We start from the raw sequence: 15,048 nt of genomic DNA on the forward strand, positions 1-15,048 counted from the left end.
CGTGGGGCTCAGACGGCGGGCGTCGGCGTGGACGAGCCGGCCGGTGCCGTGGTCTCGGCGGCGGGGGCCGGGATGGTCGCCGTCAGGTCCTCGGTCACGGTGCCGACCGGCGGCGGGGTCACGGCGGCCATCGCCGTCGTCACCACGCCGGGCGGTTCCTCGGTGTCGTTCACGTTGGTGTGGTCGATCACCTCGCGGCGGGAGACCAGCCAGATCGCCACGCTGGAGGCGATGAGGAAGACCGCGACGACGGCCGTGCCCCAGGTGCCGAAGGACGTCACCCACTCGGCCAGCGCGGCGACCAGCGCCGCCGCCGGCAGGGTCAGGCCCCAGGCGACGAACATCCGGGTCGCGGTGGACCAGCGGACCACACCGCCCTTGCGGCCGAGGCCCGCGCCCATCACCGCACCCGAGACCGAGTGCGTGGTGGAGAGCGAGAAGCCGAGGTGCGAGGAGGCCAGGATGACCGTGGCCGCGCTGGTCTGGGCGGCGAAGCCCTGCTGCGGCTGGAGGTCGGTCAGGCCCTTGCCCATCGTGCGGATGATGCGCCAGCCGCCCAGGTAGGTACCGAGCGCGATGGCCGTACCGGCGGAGACGATGACCCACACCGGCGGGTCGGAGTCGGGCGCCAGGGTGCCACCGGCCACCAGGGCCAGCGTGATGATGCCCATCGTCTTCTGGGCGTCGTTCGTGCCGTGGGCCAGCGAGACCAGACCGGCCGAGGCGATCTGGCCGGCGCGGTAACCCTTGCCGCTGGCCTTCTCGTTGGTGTGCGCGCCGAGCTTGTACGTCAGCCGGGTGGCGAGCATCGCCGCGATGCCGGCGACCAGCGGGGCGGCGACGGCCGGGATCAGCACCTTGGTGACGAGCACGTCCCCGTGCACCGCGCCCACGCCCACCGAGGCGATCGTGGCACCGATGAGGCCGCCCATCAGGGCGTGCGAGGAGCTGGAGGGGAGCCCGACCAGCCAGGTCAACAGGTTCCAGAGGATGGCACCCACGAGCGCCGCGAATATGACCTCTGGCTGTATGCCGGACTCGTCGACGAGCCCCTTGGAGATGGTGTTGGCGACCTCGATGGAAAGGAACGCGCCGACAAGGTTGAGCACGGCGGACATGGCCACCGCGACCTTGGGCTTCATCGCGCCTGTCGAGATGGTGGTGGCCATCGCGTTGGCGGTGTCGTGGAAACCGTTCGTAAAATCGAACGCAAGCGCGGTGATGACCACGATCGCGAGGATCAGCGAGAAGTTTTCCATTTACCCGGGCTTCTTTCGGACGTCAGTGGCATGAGGACCGTAGGCAACCTGGGTGAACGGAAGATGAACTGGGGCGGGCGCGTGGGTGTAGTGAATGAGCGGTCGCCCCTCCGTTTGTGTGCGGGCGGCGGTGCCGGGCCCGCCGTGGCGGCGCCCCGAGGTTCGAACGCAGGCGGAATGCCGAGGTCCGGGGCCTACTCGCACCGCTTCCGGCCGCCCGCTCTCCTCGGTGAACTCCGTCCGGCCGGCCCGCTCGGCCGTGGAAAAAGTTCCGGCCACCCCGCGGGAAGGGCCACCCGCCCCCGAGGCGGGTGCCAGGATCACCGCATGGCTGAGCAGCGGCGCGGTGTCCGGGACGAGCGGACCGCGGACGAGGTGGACGAGGCGGACGAGGGCGCGCGGGGCGCGGGACGGCGGGGTGTGCCGGACGAGGTGGCGCGGGCATGGGACGCACTCGTCGCCACCGCCCGCCGGACGGTGGCCGACGGTCTGGTCGTCGGCACCTCCGGCAACGTGTCCGTGCGGGTGGGGGACACCGTCCTGGTCACACCGACGGGAGTGCCGTACGACCGTCTGAGGCCGGACGACGTCACGGGCGTCGACCTCACCGGCCGGCAGGTCCTCGGCACGCTTCGTCCGACCAGCGAACTCCCCATGCACCTGGCGATCCACACGACGGCCGAGGCCCGCGCCGTCGTCCACACCCACGCCGTGCACGCGACGGCCGTCTCCACCCTCGTGGACGAACTGCCGCTCATCCACTACATGTCCGCGGCGCTCGGCGGCCCCGTCCGGGTCGCCCCCTACGCGACCTACGGCACCCCGCGGCTGGCCGAGAACATGCTCCGCGCCCTGAAGGGGCGCACCGCCTGCCTGCTCCAGAACCACGGCACGATCGCCTACGGCGACAGCCTCGACGAGGCATACGACCGCACGACCCAGCTCGAATGGATGTGCCAGGTCTGGCTGAGGGCGTCCTCCGTCCCTCACCTCACCCCGCATCTGCTCACCCCCGGACAACTGGCCGAGACGGGTGAGCGCCTCAAGGGCTACGGCCAGCCGGGCTGATCACCGGACCCCGGACCCGCACCCCTCCGGCCCCGGCTGCTTCCTCCGGCCGCTTTCGTCGCGCAACCGTTTCTGCCCGCTGCTGCCGGGCTCCGGGGGGCCGGGTCGGCTCTCGCATTCGCCCGGCGCATCCCGGTCACCCCCGTACGCACGCCCACTGGCCCCCGGCGCGGTCCGCCGGGACACTGGAGCCGTGCGTGGAGTGAGAGCGGCAGCATCGGCCCTCGGGGTCGCGTTCGCAGCCGGTGCGGTCAGTGTCGCCGCGGGCCGGCTGGCGAGCGATGTCGCGCTGAAGGCGCCGCCGGGCGAACCGCTGCCCACCGAACCCCGGCTGACCGTGCACTCCACCGCGGCCGGCCGCATCGCGCTGACCCGGGCCTTCGCCTCCCAGCGCCCCGGCACCTACGGCCTCACCGGCAACGGCTCCCACGCGGTCGTCGGCGGCGTGCTGAGCGGCGCCCCGCACGCCCCGGACGCGGTCGTACGCCGCCTGGAGCGTGTCAGCCGAGGCACCCTGGAGCCCGGCGACAAGGTGCGGCTCACCCCCGGCCTCCACGTCGGCGACCCCCGCACCGCGCTCGGCCTCGACCACGACGACGTCGAGATCCCCGGCGAACTCGGCACCCTGCCCGCCTGGTTCGTGCCCGCCGCCCGGGACACCTGGGTGATCGCCGTACATGGGCTCGGCGCCACCCGCGAGCACACCCTGAACGTCATGGAGGCCCTGCACCGCCACCACTTCCCGGTCCTCGCCCCGGCCTACCGGGGCGACCCGGGCGCCCCCCGCTCCCCGGACGGCCTGAACCACCTCGGCGAGACCGAGTGGCGCGACGTGGACGCCGCCCTCAGGCACGCCGTCCGGAACGGCGCCGAGCGGGTCGTCCTGTACGGCTGGTCCACCGGCGCCACGATGGCCCTGCGCGCCGCCGCGCACTCCGCGCTGCGCGACCGCGTCGCCGGACTGGTCCTGGACTCACCGGTCCTCGACTGGACCGCCACCCTGCGGGCCCTCGCCACCGCCCGCCGCACGCCCGGGGCCCTGCTGCCCCTCGCGGTCCGCGCCGCCCAGGGGCGCACCGGACTGCGCGCCGCCCCCGCCGGTCACGACGCCACGCCGTCGGGCATCAGGGTGCCGATCCTGCTCTTCCACGGCCCCGACGACACCGTCGCTCCCTGGGCCCCCTCCCGCCGCCTCGCCGCCCTCCGCCCCGACCGGGTCACCCTCCGCACGGTCCGCCACGCCCCGCACGGCGCCATGTGGAACGCCGACCCGAAGGCGTACGAGGAGAGCCTCCGCCGCTTCCTCACCCCGCTCGGATAGGCGGCCGGGGGTCGTCGGGAGCCCCGCCGGAACCCGCTCGCGACAGAGAGGTACGCCACATTCCGCTTAGCGCCGCGCCGACGCGATCCCCGTCCGCGCCGACCCCGGGGGAGCCCGTGGAGACGCGGTGCGTTGGCCACCCCTGTCGCCCGCTGTGACATTCCGTTTGGGTTTTCGGACCGTCAACCGGAAGACTGCCCCCGTGACGTCCCGTAACCCGCGCGACTCCAGGCTCCGCCTCGTCGGCCCGCGAACCCTGGCCGCCGCTCCCCGAGCAGCAGTGACCCAGCGCCGCCGACCGGCCCCCCGGCCCCCGGAGGGCACACCACCGCCCGTGGAACTCGCCCGCATGGCCCGCGCCGTCCTGGCGGACGCGGCCCGCGTCGCCCACTGGGCCGACACCGCCCTGCGCCCCGGCCGCGAGGGCGCGAACCCCGACGGCAAGGGCACCCTCTCCGCCGCGACCGCGGAACGGGCCGCCGCCGATCTGGGGCTGACCGCGGATCAGGTCCGCCACGACTGGGACACGGCACGGCTGGCCGGCCTCGTCGAGGTGCACGGCGACAGCGCGCGCCCCGGGTGGCGCCTGCGCGCCTGGCACCGCGACGACAGCGCCGTGCTGCGCGGCTGGGTCGCTTTCTTCGACGCCTGGTCCATCGCCTACCCCGAGCCCGAGGACCGCGAGCCCGCGGCGGTGGCCGAGGTCGTGTCGGCCATGCCCCAGGTGCTTTCCTTCCTCCAGCTCTCCGCCGGGCCCGTCCCCGTCGAGCAGCTCCTCGACCTCCTGGAGCAGCGGGTCACCGAACTGCGCACCGAACGCTGCGAGGTCCCCTACGTCCCACCCGTCGCCCACCACCACTCTTCTGACGAGGCGCCACGCGCCGCACCTCCTGATCCCGAGCCGAGCCCCGAGCCCGCCGGGGACACCCCCCTCGCCCCGCTCCTCGACTGGTCCCTGCGCGCCCTCGCCTCCGTCGGCGCCCTCACCTACGGCGACGCCCAGGCCACCCTCACCCCGCTCGGCAGCTGGGCGGTCTGGGTCAAGCTGGAGCAGATCTGCGTCGCCGCGCAGAGCCCCGCAGGGAACATCGAGGTCTCCGCCGAGGACATGCTCAGAGGCTGCGCCCAGCTCCGTCCGAACGCGGCCCGCGCCGAGTACCGCGCCTGGCTCGCCGCCCGTCCCGTGGGCGGCGCCGTCACCGAACTGATCGCCGCCGCGCGCGGCGAGGACGCCCTCATCCGGGGCCTCGCCTTCGAGGCCCTGCGCGTCGTCGGCGCCCCCGCCGAGCCCGACGTCCGCACGGTCGCCGACGAGACCCCGCTGCGCCCCTACGCCCTGCTCTGGCTCGCCGAGCACGACGGCGCCGACCCCGAGGACGCCCACGAGGTCCTCACCCGCGAGGAGTCCACCTGGCTCTGGGTGGACACCGCCGCCGCCGTCGCCGACCACGGCGAGGCCCCGCTCCTCGTCCGGCACCTGGAGTCCGCGGTGCAGCCCACGGTCCCCGCGCTGCTCGCCGAGGTCCGCGCGGTCGGCCACCCCCGCACCGTCCAGGTCCTGGTCGCCCTCGCCGCCGCCCACCCCGACCCGGCCCTCGCCAAGGCCGTCCGGCGCGCCGCCTTCCAGGTGCACACCGGAGGCAGCTGACCGGGCGGCCGAGCACGTCGGCCGCCCGGCCGAGGCGCGTCAGCCGCCCGTCTCGGGGGCGTACGTGCCGAAGCTCCACACATTGCCCTCGGCGTCCCGGGCCATGTAGTCCCGCGAGCCGTACTCCTGGTCCGTCGGGGGCGTCAGGATCTCCACGCCGTGCTCCACGGCCCGCCGGTGGTGGGCGTCCAGGTCGTCGGCGGACACGACGATGTACACCCCGGCGGGCCCCGCGCCCTTCATCGCGCCGTCGAAGACGCTGCCGCTGCCCTTGGAGCCGATCATCACCGCGCCGTTGCCCTGCGTCAGCTCGGCGTGCTGCACCACGCCGTCCTCGCCCTCGTAGACCGACAGTTCGGTGAAGCCCAGCGCCTCCGTGAGCTGTCTGATGGCGGCCTTCGCGTCCGCGTACAGCAATGTCGGATAGACGCTCGGACGTCCCTCGCTCCTGCCCGTCATACCGATCACGACCTCTCCGTCGTCCGGAATACGACCCGCTGCCCAGTTTCGCACCCGCCACCGACAACGCCCCGGCGGCGAACGGGCCGCGGCGGGGCCCGGCGCGCCGGTGACCGAGACCACGTGATCCCTTGTCACACGGGCGGAAAACCGCTTGCCGCCCCCAGTTAGAATCGGCCCATGGCCATTCTCCTCGCGCATTAGACGGCGGGAACGTCCTCAGCCGCCCACCCGCCACCCCCGATCCGCCCTGGAGTCTGTCCGTGATCTCCGCCTCCGCCGTCGAGCTGCGCGCCGGTGCCCGCGTCCTCATCGAGTCCGCCACCTTCCGCATCGCCAAGGGCGACCGCATCGGTCTGGTGGGCCGCAACGGCGCCGGCAAGACCACCCTCACCAAGTGCCTGGCCGGCGAGGGCATCCCGGCCGGCGGCACCATCACCCGCTCCGGCGAGGTCGGCTACCTCCCGCAGGACCCCCGCACCGGCGACCTCGACGTCCTCGCCCGCGACCGCATCCTCTCCGCGCGCGGCCTCGACGTGCTGATCCGCAAGATGCGCGACAACGAGCAGCGCATCGCCAACGGCCAGGGCGCGACCCGGGAGAAGGCCCTGAAGCAGTACGAGCGCCAGGAGACGGAGTTCCTCACCAAGGGCGGATACTCCGCCGAGGCCGAGGCCGCCACCATCGCCGCCGCGCTCAACCTGCCCGACCGGGTGCTCGGCCAGCCGCTGCACACCCTCTCCGGCGGTCAGCGCCGCCGTATCGAGCTGGCCCGGATCCTGTTCTCCGACGCGGACACCCTGCTCCTCGACGAGCCGACCAACCACCTCGACGCCGACTCGATCGTCTGGCTGCGGGACTACCTGAAGACCTACCGCGGCGGCTTCATCGTGATCTCCCACGACGTCGACCTGGTCGAGACGGTCGTCAACAAGGTGTTCTACCTGGACGCCAACCGCGCCGAGATCGACGTCTACAACATGGGCTGGAAGCTCTACCAGCAGCAGCGCGAGGCCGACGAGAAGCGCCGCAAGCGCGAGCGGCAGAACGCCGAGAAGAAGGCCGCCGCGCTGCACTCGCAGGCCGACAAGATGCGCGCCAAGGCCACCAAGACGGTCGCCGCGCAGAACATGGCCAAGCGCGCCGACCGGCTCCTCGCGGGCCTCGACGCGGTCCGGGTCTCCGACAAGGTCGCCAAGCTGCGCTTCCCCGAGCCCGCGCCCTGCGGCAAGACCCCGCTCACCGCCGAGGGCCTGTCGAAGTCGTACGGCTCGCTGGAGATCTTCACCGACGTCGACCTGGCCATCGACAAGGGCTCCCGGGTCGTCATCCTCGGTCTCAACGGCGCCGGCAAGACCACCCTCCTGCGCCTGCTCGGCGGGGTCGAGAAGCCCGACACCGGCCAGGTGATCGAGGGCCACGGCCTCAAGCTGGGGTACTACGCCCAGGAGCACGAGACCCTCGACCCGGAGCGCACGGTCCTGGAGAACATGCGCTCCGCCTCCCCGGACCTGGATCTGGTCGAGATCCGCAAGACGCTCGGCTCGTTCCTGTTCTCCGGCGACGACGTCGACAAGCCGGCCGGGGTCCTGTCCGGTGGTGAGAAGACCCGTCTGGCGCTCGCCACCCTGGTGGTGTCGTCCGCGAACGTCCTCCTCCTCGACGAGCCGACGAACAACCTGGACCCCGCGAGCCGCGAGGAGATCCTCGGCGCGCTGCGCACCTACAAGGGCGCGGTCGTGCTCGTCACCCACGACGAGGGAGCGGTCGAGGCGCTCCAGCCGGAGCGGATCATCCTGCTGCCGGACGGTGTCGAGGACCTGTGGGGCGCGGACTACGCGGATCTCGTGGCGCTCGCCTGAGTGAACATCCGATCGGATGGGCGGAGCTTGCCGGTTGATCAACTTCCTCTGGATCATTCGGCCCATCCGTGATCCACCATCTGTGTGAGATCTCCTCGTACCGAGGTGTGTCCTCCATCGATTTCACGGCCGAGCCCCTGTGTGTGCAGGGCTCGGCCGTCGTGCGTCTCTGACCTGGTACTTCGTGGAACAACCCGTTCGGGTGTACGGACAACCCTGTGCGGAATCACAGCTTCCGCTCGTGAGTACGCGCTCCTGTCGTCACAACCTTGTCCCACGGACCTTGCCGAATGGGTGGCCATCGCGCCCCGGAGGGGTGATCATGAGGAGACCAGAGCGCACTTCCCATGAGGAGGACCGGGTGGCCGAGACTCTGAAGAAGGGCAGCCGGGTTACCGGCGCCGCGCGCGACAAGCTCGCGGCAGACCTGAAGAAGAAGTACGACTCCGGTGCGAGCATTCGGGCGCTGGCCGAGGAAACCGGCCGCTCGTATGGCTTCGTACACCGGATGCTCAGCGAATCGGGCGTCACGCTCCGTGGGCGTGGCGGCGCGACGCGGGGCAAGAAAGCCGCCTCGGCCTGACGCGCCGGGCGGTCCATCGGCTTCGATGGTGACCATCCGGTCGGTCGTCCCTCAGGGCCCGTGAGGGACCTGCGGGGAGCCCCGGCCGGCCGGATGGTTACTGTGCAGTCACTTAGCATGCTCCATCGCTCGGCTGACCGCACTCATCGGAGGCGCCCCATGGCTTCGCTCGAACCGCTGCTCGACCAGGACGGCGTACGGCTCACCGTCGACGACGCCATCGCCACGGTGACGCTGACCAACCCGGCCAAGCGCAACGCGCAGAGCCCCGCTCTGTGGCGGGCGCTCACCGAGGCCGGGCGGTCGGTGCCGGGCTCCGTCCGTGTGGTCGTGCTGCGTGCCGAGGGCAGATCGTTCTCCGCCGGCCTCGACCGGCAGATGTTCACGCCCGAAGGCATCGAAGGGGAGCCGTCCTTCGTCGATCTCGCGCGCCGTGACGACGCCGGGCTCGACTCGACCATCGCCGAGTACCAGGAGGCTTTCACCTGGTGGCGGCGCAACGACATCGTGTCCATCGCCGCCGTGCAGGGACACGCCGTCGGTGCGGGCTTCCAACTCGCCCTCGCCTGTGATCTGCGCGTCGTCGCCGACGACGTGCAGTTCGCCATGCTCGAAACAAGCCTCGGGCTGGTGCCCGACCTCACGGGCACGCACCCCCTGGTCGGACTCGTCGGGTACGCCCGCGCGCTGGAGATCTGCCTCACCGGACGCTTCGTCCAGGCGGACGAGGCGCAGCGGATCGGGCTCGCGAACCTCGCGGTGCCCGGGGACCAGCTCGCCGACACGGTGCGCGATCTGGCCGGAGCACTGGTGGCCGCGCCGCGGGACGCGGTGATCGAGACGAAGGCGCTGCTGCGGGGAGCGGTGGACCGGGACTACGACCGGCAGCGCGCGGCGGAGCGGGCGGCCCAGGCGCGGCGCCTGCGGGACCTCGCGGGGATCGCGGAGTAGCCGACGGTCCACGGCGGACAGTCCACGGGGGGTGGTCCCACGGTGGTCAGACCAGGGCCGCCCCGCCCGTCACCGCGGTGACGAGCACCGCCACCGACGGATGGTCCGGCAGGGCCTCGCCCACCGCCGCTCTCACCTCGCGTGCCACGTCCAGGGTCCGTCGTTCCTCCGTCACCCTCAGGTCCACGAGCACATGGCGGCGGGGGAGGACGGGCCCTGACGTGCCGGAGGCGCCGAGGACGGTGGTCAGACGGCTCACGCCGGGCACCGAGAGCCCCGCGGCGGCCGCGCGCGCCTGCTCGTCGTCGCCGGTGGGCGCAGGCGAGTCGGGCGCGGCGGCCGGACGGGCCGGGGGCTGGGGGACCGCCCGCTCGTCCTCCTCCAGCAGGCGTGTCAGCCGGAGATCCACCTCCGCCACCCGCAGGCCGAGCCCCGCCTCGGCTGCGGTGGCGAGGACGCCCCGCAGCCGGGCCGCCGTCGCCGGGAAGGGCTCGGCGGCCAGGCCCGCCAGGGCCGCGAAGTCCACCGTGACCCGCAGTGGGCCGGAGGGGAGCGCGCTCGGCGGCGGGGGCACCGCCGCCTCCTGCCCGTCGGGGTCCGCCACCGAGATACGGAGCGTGCCGAGACTGAGCCCCCGCAGCGCGGCGGCCGCGCGGCGCAGTACCGACTCGGCCGCCCGCTCCGTGATCCACGCTCCGTCCCGCGGGCCGCCCAGGGGGAGCACACGGCCCGGCCCGAGCTGCCGGCGTACCGCTTCGGTCCAACCGTCCGCCGTCATTCCTCCACCCTGCCGCATCCCCGGCGCGCGGTGCCGCAACCGCGCTTACTGTGGGTTGAGGGGGTTGACCGGAAGGGACGTACGGCATGACTGACATGACGGAGCGGAACCGGACGGAAGCGCCCGACGCCGCCAAGGAATCGCCGCAGGCCGGCCGCAGGGCCACCCGGCGCGGCGGCGGAGATCCGGCGAGCCGGGGGCGTACCACCATCGCCGACGGCGTCGTGGAGAAGATCGCCGGACTTGCCGCGCGGGAGGTCGTGGGCGTCCATGCCATGGGCAGCGGGCTGTCCCGGACCTTCGGGGCCGTGCGGGACCGGGTGCCCGGCGGGGCCAAGTCCGTGACCCGGGGTGTGAAGGTCGAGGTCGGCGAGGTGCAGACCGCGCTGGACCTGGAGATCGTCGTCGACTACGGGGTGTCCATCGGTGACGTGGCCCGTGACGTGCGCGAGAACGTCGTCGCGGCCGTCGAGCGGATGACCGGCCTGGAGGTCGTCGAGGTCAACATCGCGGTCAGCGATGTGAAGCTGCCCGACGAGGAGGACGAGGAGCCCGATTCCCGGCTGCAGTGAGCGTGACCCCCGCCTTGAGCACCTGGCCCACCACGTACGTCAGGAGTCCGCGAGTGTCTAGGAGCGCTGGATGAGCTTGGCCATGATCGGCATGATCGCCGGGATGGCGCTGGGCTTCGCCGGGTACTTCGGCGGCTTCGGTGCCTTCTTGCTGGTCGCCGCGCTGGGTGCCGTCGGCTTCGTCGTCGGCCGGTTCCTGGAGGGGGACCTGGAACTGGGCGACTTCTTCCGCCCGCGCGACGACCGACGCCGGTGAACCCGGTGGACAGCGGCCGGCCCGCGGAGCGCGGAGCCGTCGACCCCGGTGAGCGCGGGGCGATCCGGATCGCCGACCGGGTGGTCGCGAAGATCGCCGCGCAGGCGGCGCGCGAGGCACTGGTGGCGCCGGCGCCGGACTCCGCGCCCCCGAACGCCACCGTCCTGGTCGCCCACGAGACCGCGCGCGTCCATGTGATGCTCGGGCTCCCGTACCCCTCGGACATCGGTGGCCAATGCGCTGCGGTGCGTCGTCATGTCATCGAGCGGGTAGGGACGTTGACGGGAATGCACGTGTCGGAGGTGGCCGTCACGGTGGAACGGCTGCACCCGGCGCACGCACACGACGTGGCACAGGGGAGGACGCGATGAGCGAACCCCGGCGTTCCGAAGGCACCACACGACGACTACCCGTCATCGAGAAGACCGACGACACGGACGCGGCGGCCACGGGCGGGACGGCCGCCGGCCGCGACGCCGATCAGTCCGCCTCGGCCGCCGCGTACGATCCGCCGTCCCTCCGCGACGACGAGGGCGGGGGCGAGAAGCGCTTCTGGTCCGCGCGCAGAATCCCCGCGGGCGTCCTCGCCGTCCTGCTCCTCGGGGGCGCGGGCCTCCTTCTGTACGACGTCGTCGCCGTCCGCGCCGGGCGGGCCGCGATGGAATGGCGCCGCTCACTGGCCAGGGAGCTCGCCGAGCGCCCCCTCGACGACCCCTGGGTGCTGGCCGGTGCCTCGGTCGCCGTGCTCCTCGGGCTGTGGCTGCTGCTGCTCGCCGCGACCCCCGGGCTGCGTGACGTCCTGCCGATGCGGCGCGTCCACCCCCGGGTCCGGGCCGGACTGCACCGGGGCGCCGCCGCGCTGGCCCTGCGCGACCGGGCCATGGAGGTGTCCGGTGTGCGGTCCGTACGCGTCCGGGCGGGCCGCAAGCGGGTCGACGTCCGCGCGGTGTCGCACTTCCGGGAGCTCGACGAGGTACGGGCCGACCTGGACGTCACGCTCGCCGACGGCATCCGGGGGCTCGGCCTGTCCCGGCCGCCCGCGCTGTCGGTGCATGTCCGCCGGCCCGGCCGGAAGGGGTGAGGCCCGATGCCGAGGACCGTGAACCGGGTGCTGCTCGGACTGGTCGGGCTCCTGCTGACAGTCGGCGGCGGCGCCGTGCTGGCCGTGGGACTCGGTGCGGACCCGCCCTCGTGGTGGCCGCACGACGGCCGTGAGGACGTCCTGCTCAGCGACGCCGACCGGACCCGGTGGCACGACTCCGGCTGGTGGTGGCCCACCGTCATCGCCGTACTCGCCGTACTCGTCCTGCTCGCCCTGTGGTGGCTGACGGTGGTCCTGCGGCGCCACCGGCTCGCCGAGGTGCTCGTCGACACCGGCGACGGCGAGGGTGCGCTGCTGCGCGGGCGGGCGCTGGAGGGCGTCCTGACCACCGAGGCGGCCGGGGCGGACGGCGTCGAACGGGCCCACACCCGCCTGACGGGCCGCCGGCACGCCCCCGAGGCCCGCATCCGCCTCCTCCTCCGGCCCCACGTGAATCCGGGCGAGGCCCTGCACACCCTGACGTCGCAGGCCCTGTCCCACGCCAGGGACTCGGCGGGACTGGCCGAACTCCCCGCGGAGATCAGACTGCAGGGAGCCCGGCACCGGGCGGAGCGGGTCGGCTGAGGGCCCGCCCGCGGCGCGCGGGTGTCAGAACCCGTGCCGCATCCCGCCGTCCACCGGCAGCATGATCCCCGTCAGATAGGAGGCGGCGGGGGAGAGCAGGAAGGCCCCCGTCCGCCCGAACTCCTCCGGCCGCCCGTACCGCCGCAACGGGATGCGCGACTCGTGCGCGGCCCGCGTCGCCTCCGGATCCGCCGACATCCCGTCCAGCTCGCGCACCCGGTCCGTGTCGATGCGGGCCGGGAGCAGACCCACGACCCGGATGCCCCTCGGCCCCAGCTCGTCGGAGAGCGACTTGGCGAACCCGGCGAGCCCGGGCCGCAGCCCGTTCGAGATGGTCAGCCCCGGAATCGGCTCGTGCACGGACCCGGACAGCACGAAGCCGATGACACCGCCCTCGCCCAGCTCCTCGGCCGCGGCCCGCGCCAGACGGACGGCCCCGAGGAACACCGACTCGAACGCGGCGGTCCACTGCTCGTCCGTGTTGTCGGCGACGAACCCGGGCGCCGGCCCGCCCACACTGACCAGGATGCCGTCGAAACGCCCGAAGCGGTCGCGCGCGGCGGCGATCAGCAGCCCGGCGGCCGCGGGGTCGGCGTTGTCCACGGCGACACCCACCGCGTTCGCCCCGAGCGCGGCCGCCGCCGCCCCGGCGCTCTCCTCCTCGCGGCCCGTGAGGACCACCTTCGCGCCGTCGGCGACGAGTTCCCGCGCGACCGCGTGACCCAGCCCGCGGGTCGCTCCGGTGACGATGTAGACACGGTCCTTCAGCCCAAGATCCATGACCCCTATCCTGCCTCCTGCCCGCCGAAGAGGGCGAGGGCGGTACCCACCAGACCGACGTGGCTGAACGCCTGCGGGAAGTTCCCGAGCTGCCGGCCCGCGACGGGGTCGTACTCCTCCGCCAGCAGGCCCACGTCGTTGACCAGCCCCATCAGCCGTTCGAACAGCTCGCGCGCCTCGGCCGTGCGGCCGGTCAGGTGCAGCGCGTCCGCCAGCCAGAACGAACACACGAGGAACGTGCCCTCACCGCCCGGCAGACCGTCGACGGAGGTGGCCGCGGCCGTGCGGTGGTCGAGTCCGTAGCGGCGGACCAGCCCCTCATGGCTCAGCTCCGCACGGATCGCGTCGACGGTCCCGACGACCCGGGGGTCGTCCGGCGGCAGGAAGCCCATGAGGGGGATGAGCAGCAGCGAGGCGTCGAGCTCGCGGGAGCCGTACGACTGGGTGAAGGTGCCCCGGTCGGGGTCGTAGCCGCGGTCGCAGACCTCGCGGTGGATCTCGTCGCGCATGGCCCGCCAGCCTTCGAGGTCGCCACCGGTCAGTGTCGGGTCGTCCTCCAGGGTGCGCACCGCCCGGTCGGCGGCCACCCAGCACATCACCTTGGAGTGCGTGAAGTGGCGGCGCGGCCCGCGCACCTCCCACAGTCCCTCGTCCGGCTTGCGCCAGGCCGTCCGCAGGTACTCCATCAGCGCGCACTGCATCCGCCACATGTCCGGCTTGTCGGGCAGACCCGCACGCCGTGACACGAACACGGAGTCCATGACCTCGCCGTACACGTCCAGCTGCAACTGCCGTACGGCGTCGTTGCCGACCCGGACCGGACGCGAGTCCTCGTACCCGGACAGCCAGGGCAGGTCGTACTCGGGGATGCGGCGCTCACCGGCCAGGCCGTACATGATCTGCAGGTCGGCCGGGTCGCCCGCAGCCGCGCGCAGCAGCCAGTCACGCCAGGCCTCCGCCTCCTCCTGGTAGCCGCAGGACAGCAGCGCGCCGAGGGTGAGGGTGGAGTCGCGCAGCCAGCAGTGGCGGTAGTCCCAGTTGCGGACCCCGCCGACCTCCTCGGGCAGCGAGGTGGTGGCGGCCGCGACGATCCCCCCGGTCGGGGCGTACGTGAGGGCCTTGAGGGTGATCAGGGAACGGACCACGGTGTCCCGGTGCGGGCCGTCGTACCGGCAGCGCGCCGCCCACGCCCGCCAGTCGTGCAGGCTCGACCGCAGCGAGTCGTACGGGTCGACGAGGCGGGGCCGGGGCTCGTGCGAGGGGTGCCAGGTCAGGACGAACGCGACCTTCTCGCCCGGCTCGACGGTGAACTCCGCGTACGTGGCGCGGTCCTCGCTCCAGGACCGGACCCCGGGTTCGCTGCGCAGCCACACCGAGTCCGGGCCGGCGACCGCCACGCGATGACCGTCCGACCTGCGCATCCACGGCACGGCCGAGCCGTAGTCGAAGCGCAGGCGCACCGTGCTGCGCATGGTCACCCGGCCCGACAGCCCCTCCACGATCCGTACGACATCGGGGGAGCGGTCGCGCTGCGGCATCAGGTCGGTGACCCGTACCGTGCCCTCGTCGGTCTCCCACTCGGTGTCGAGGACGAGCGAGTCGTGCCGGTACGCCCGGCGCGCGCAGGTCCCGCCCCCTCGCGGCGCGATCGTCCAGTGCCCGTTCTCCCGGTCGCCGAGCAGCGCCGCGAAGCAGGCCGCCGAGTCGAAGCGGGGCAGGCAGAGCCAGTCGATGGAACCGTGGCGGTTCACCAGCGCAGCCGTCTGGTGGTCGCCGATCAGCGCGTAGTCCTCGATGCGGGGGTGCACGGGGTTGCGGGTTCCCGTAGCCCGGGGTGATCAATCC

The 15,048-nt window shown here is 73.3% G+C and carries 16 protein-coding genes; 11 read left to right on the forward strand and 5 right to left on the reverse strand.

What is annotated here, in order from left to right:
- Positions 1 to 8 precede the first annotated feature (8 nt).
- Complete coding sequence (locus ACZ6BB_RS20240) at positions 9 to 1,259, reverse strand: inorganic phosphate transporter (protein ID WP_471616532.1); 1,251 nt, start codon at positions 1,257 to 1,259, stop codon at positions 9 to 11.
- A gap of 327 nt (positions 1,260 to 1,586) precedes the next feature.
- Between ACZ6BB_RS20240 and ACZ6BB_RS20245 the strand changes: the two genes are divergently transcribed.
- The 3 genes from ACZ6BB_RS20245 to ACZ6BB_RS20255 all read left to right on the forward strand — a co-directional run bounded on the left by ACZ6BB_RS20245 (position 1,587) and on the right by ACZ6BB_RS20255 (position 5,296).
- Positions 1,587 to 2,327 carry a class II aldolase/adducin family protein gene (locus tag ACZ6BB_RS20245; RefSeq protein WP_471616533.1) on the forward strand — a complete coding sequence of 247 codons (741 nt, stop codon included), beginning with the start codon at positions 1,587 to 1,589 and terminating at the stop codon, positions 2,325 to 2,327.
- A 193-nt stretch (positions 2,328 to 2,520) separates the two neighbouring features.
- Positions 2,521 to 3,648, forward strand: coding sequence for an alpha/beta hydrolase (locus ACZ6BB_RS20250; RefSeq protein WP_471616534.1), 1,128 nt, complete (start codon positions 2,521 to 2,523; stop codon positions 3,646 to 3,648).
- Between the two features lie 349 nt (positions 3,649 to 3,997).
- Positions 3,998 to 5,296 (forward strand): hypothetical protein, encoded by a 1,299-nt coding sequence (locus tag ACZ6BB_RS20255; RefSeq protein WP_471616597.1) that lies wholly within the window; start codon positions 3,998 to 4,000, stop codon positions 5,294 to 5,296.
- Between the two features lie 39 nt (positions 5,297 to 5,335).
- On the opposite strand, the gene ACZ6BB_RS20260 is transcribed toward ACZ6BB_RS20255, so the two are convergent.
- Complete coding sequence (locus tag ACZ6BB_RS20260; RefSeq protein ID WP_471616535.1) at positions 5,336 to 5,764, reverse strand: VOC family protein; 429 nt, start codon at positions 5,762 to 5,764, stop codon at positions 5,336 to 5,338.
- Positions 5,765 to 6,018: 254 nt separating this feature from the next.
- Between ACZ6BB_RS20260 and abc-f the strand changes: the two genes are divergently transcribed.
- The 3 genes from abc-f (at position 6,019) to ACZ6BB_RS20275 (ending at position 9,151) form a co-directional block, all read left to right on the forward strand.
- The gene (gene abc-f / locus ACZ6BB_RS20265; RefSeq protein ID WP_471616536.1) at positions 6,019 to 7,617 is read left to right on the forward strand and encodes a ribosomal protection-like ABC-F family protein; all 1,599 of its coding nucleotides are present in this window, start codon (positions 6,019 to 6,021) and stop codon (positions 7,615 to 7,617) included.
- Between the two features lie 361 nt (positions 7,618 to 7,978).
- Positions 7,979 to 8,200 carry a helix-turn-helix domain-containing protein gene (locus tag ACZ6BB_RS20270; protein ID WP_006123601.1) on the forward strand — a complete coding sequence of 74 codons (222 nt, stop codon included), beginning with the start codon at positions 7,979 to 7,981 and terminating at the stop codon, positions 8,198 to 8,200.
- A gap of 159 nt (positions 8,201 to 8,359) precedes the next feature.
- Positions 8,360 to 9,151 (forward strand): enoyl-CoA hydratase/isomerase family protein, encoded by a 792-nt coding sequence (locus tag ACZ6BB_RS20275; RefSeq protein ID WP_471616537.1) that lies wholly within the window; start codon positions 8,360 to 8,362, stop codon positions 9,149 to 9,151.
- 46 nt (positions 9,152 to 9,197) lie between these two features.
- Here the strand turns inward: ACZ6BB_RS20275 and ACZ6BB_RS20280 are convergent, their stop codons facing one another.
- Positions 9,198 to 9,929, reverse strand: coding sequence for a nucleopolyhedrovirus P10 family protein (locus ACZ6BB_RS20280; protein WP_471616538.1), 732 nt, complete (start codon positions 9,927 to 9,929; stop codon positions 9,198 to 9,200).
- 86 nt (positions 9,930 to 10,015) lie between these two features.
- On the opposite strand from ACZ6BB_RS20280, the gene ACZ6BB_RS20285 reads away from it, so the two are divergent.
- From ACZ6BB_RS20285 to amaP, 5 genes are all read left to right on the forward strand, one after another.
- Positions 10,016 to 10,501: an Asp23/Gls24 family envelope stress response protein gene (locus ACZ6BB_RS20285; RefSeq protein WP_471616539.1), complete on the forward strand. Its 486-nt coding sequence runs from the start codon at positions 10,016 to 10,018 to the stop codon at positions 10,499 to 10,501.
- Between the two features lie 70 nt (positions 10,502 to 10,571).
- Positions 10,572 to 10,757: a hypothetical protein gene (locus ACZ6BB_RS20290; protein ID WP_086755272.1), complete on the forward strand. Its 186-nt coding sequence runs from the start codon at positions 10,572 to 10,574 to the stop codon at positions 10,755 to 10,757.
- Entirely contained in the window at positions 10,754 to 11,128 is a 375-nt protein-coding gene (locus tag ACZ6BB_RS20295) for an Asp23/Gls24 family envelope stress response protein (RefSeq protein WP_471616540.1), read from the forward strand. The genes ACZ6BB_RS20290 and ACZ6BB_RS20295 overlap by 4 nt, the downstream gene beginning before the upstream one ends.
- On the forward strand, positions 11,125 to 11,838 hold the full coding sequence (locus ACZ6BB_RS20300; RefSeq protein WP_471616541.1) for a DUF6286 domain-containing protein: 714 nt from the start codon (positions 11,125 to 11,127) through the stop codon (positions 11,836 to 11,838). The genes ACZ6BB_RS20295 and ACZ6BB_RS20300 overlap by 4 nt, the downstream gene beginning before the upstream one ends.
- Positions 11,839 to 11,844: 6 nt before the next feature.
- Positions 11,845 to 12,423: an alkaline shock response membrane anchor protein AmaP gene (gene amaP, locus ACZ6BB_RS20305; RefSeq protein WP_471616542.1), complete on the forward strand. Its 579-nt coding sequence runs from the start codon at positions 11,845 to 11,847 to the stop codon at positions 12,421 to 12,423.
- A 24-nt stretch (positions 12,424 to 12,447) separates the two neighbouring features.
- Here the strand turns inward: amaP and ACZ6BB_RS20310 are convergent, their stop codons facing one another.
- Complete coding sequence (locus tag ACZ6BB_RS20310) at positions 12,448 to 13,203, reverse strand: SDR family oxidoreductase (RefSeq protein WP_471616543.1); 756 nt, start codon at positions 13,201 to 13,203, stop codon at positions 12,448 to 12,450.
- A 5-nt stretch (positions 13,204 to 13,208) separates the two neighbouring features.
- Positions 13,209 to 15,011, reverse strand: a complete 1,803-nt coding sequence (locus tag ACZ6BB_RS20315) for a glycoside hydrolase family 15 protein (protein WP_471616544.1) — start codon at positions 15,009 to 15,011, stop codon at positions 13,209 to 13,211.
- Between the last annotated feature and the right edge of the window lie 37 nt (positions 15,012 to 15,048).

The organism is Streptomyces sp. NPDC041108 (assembly GCF_055592645.1).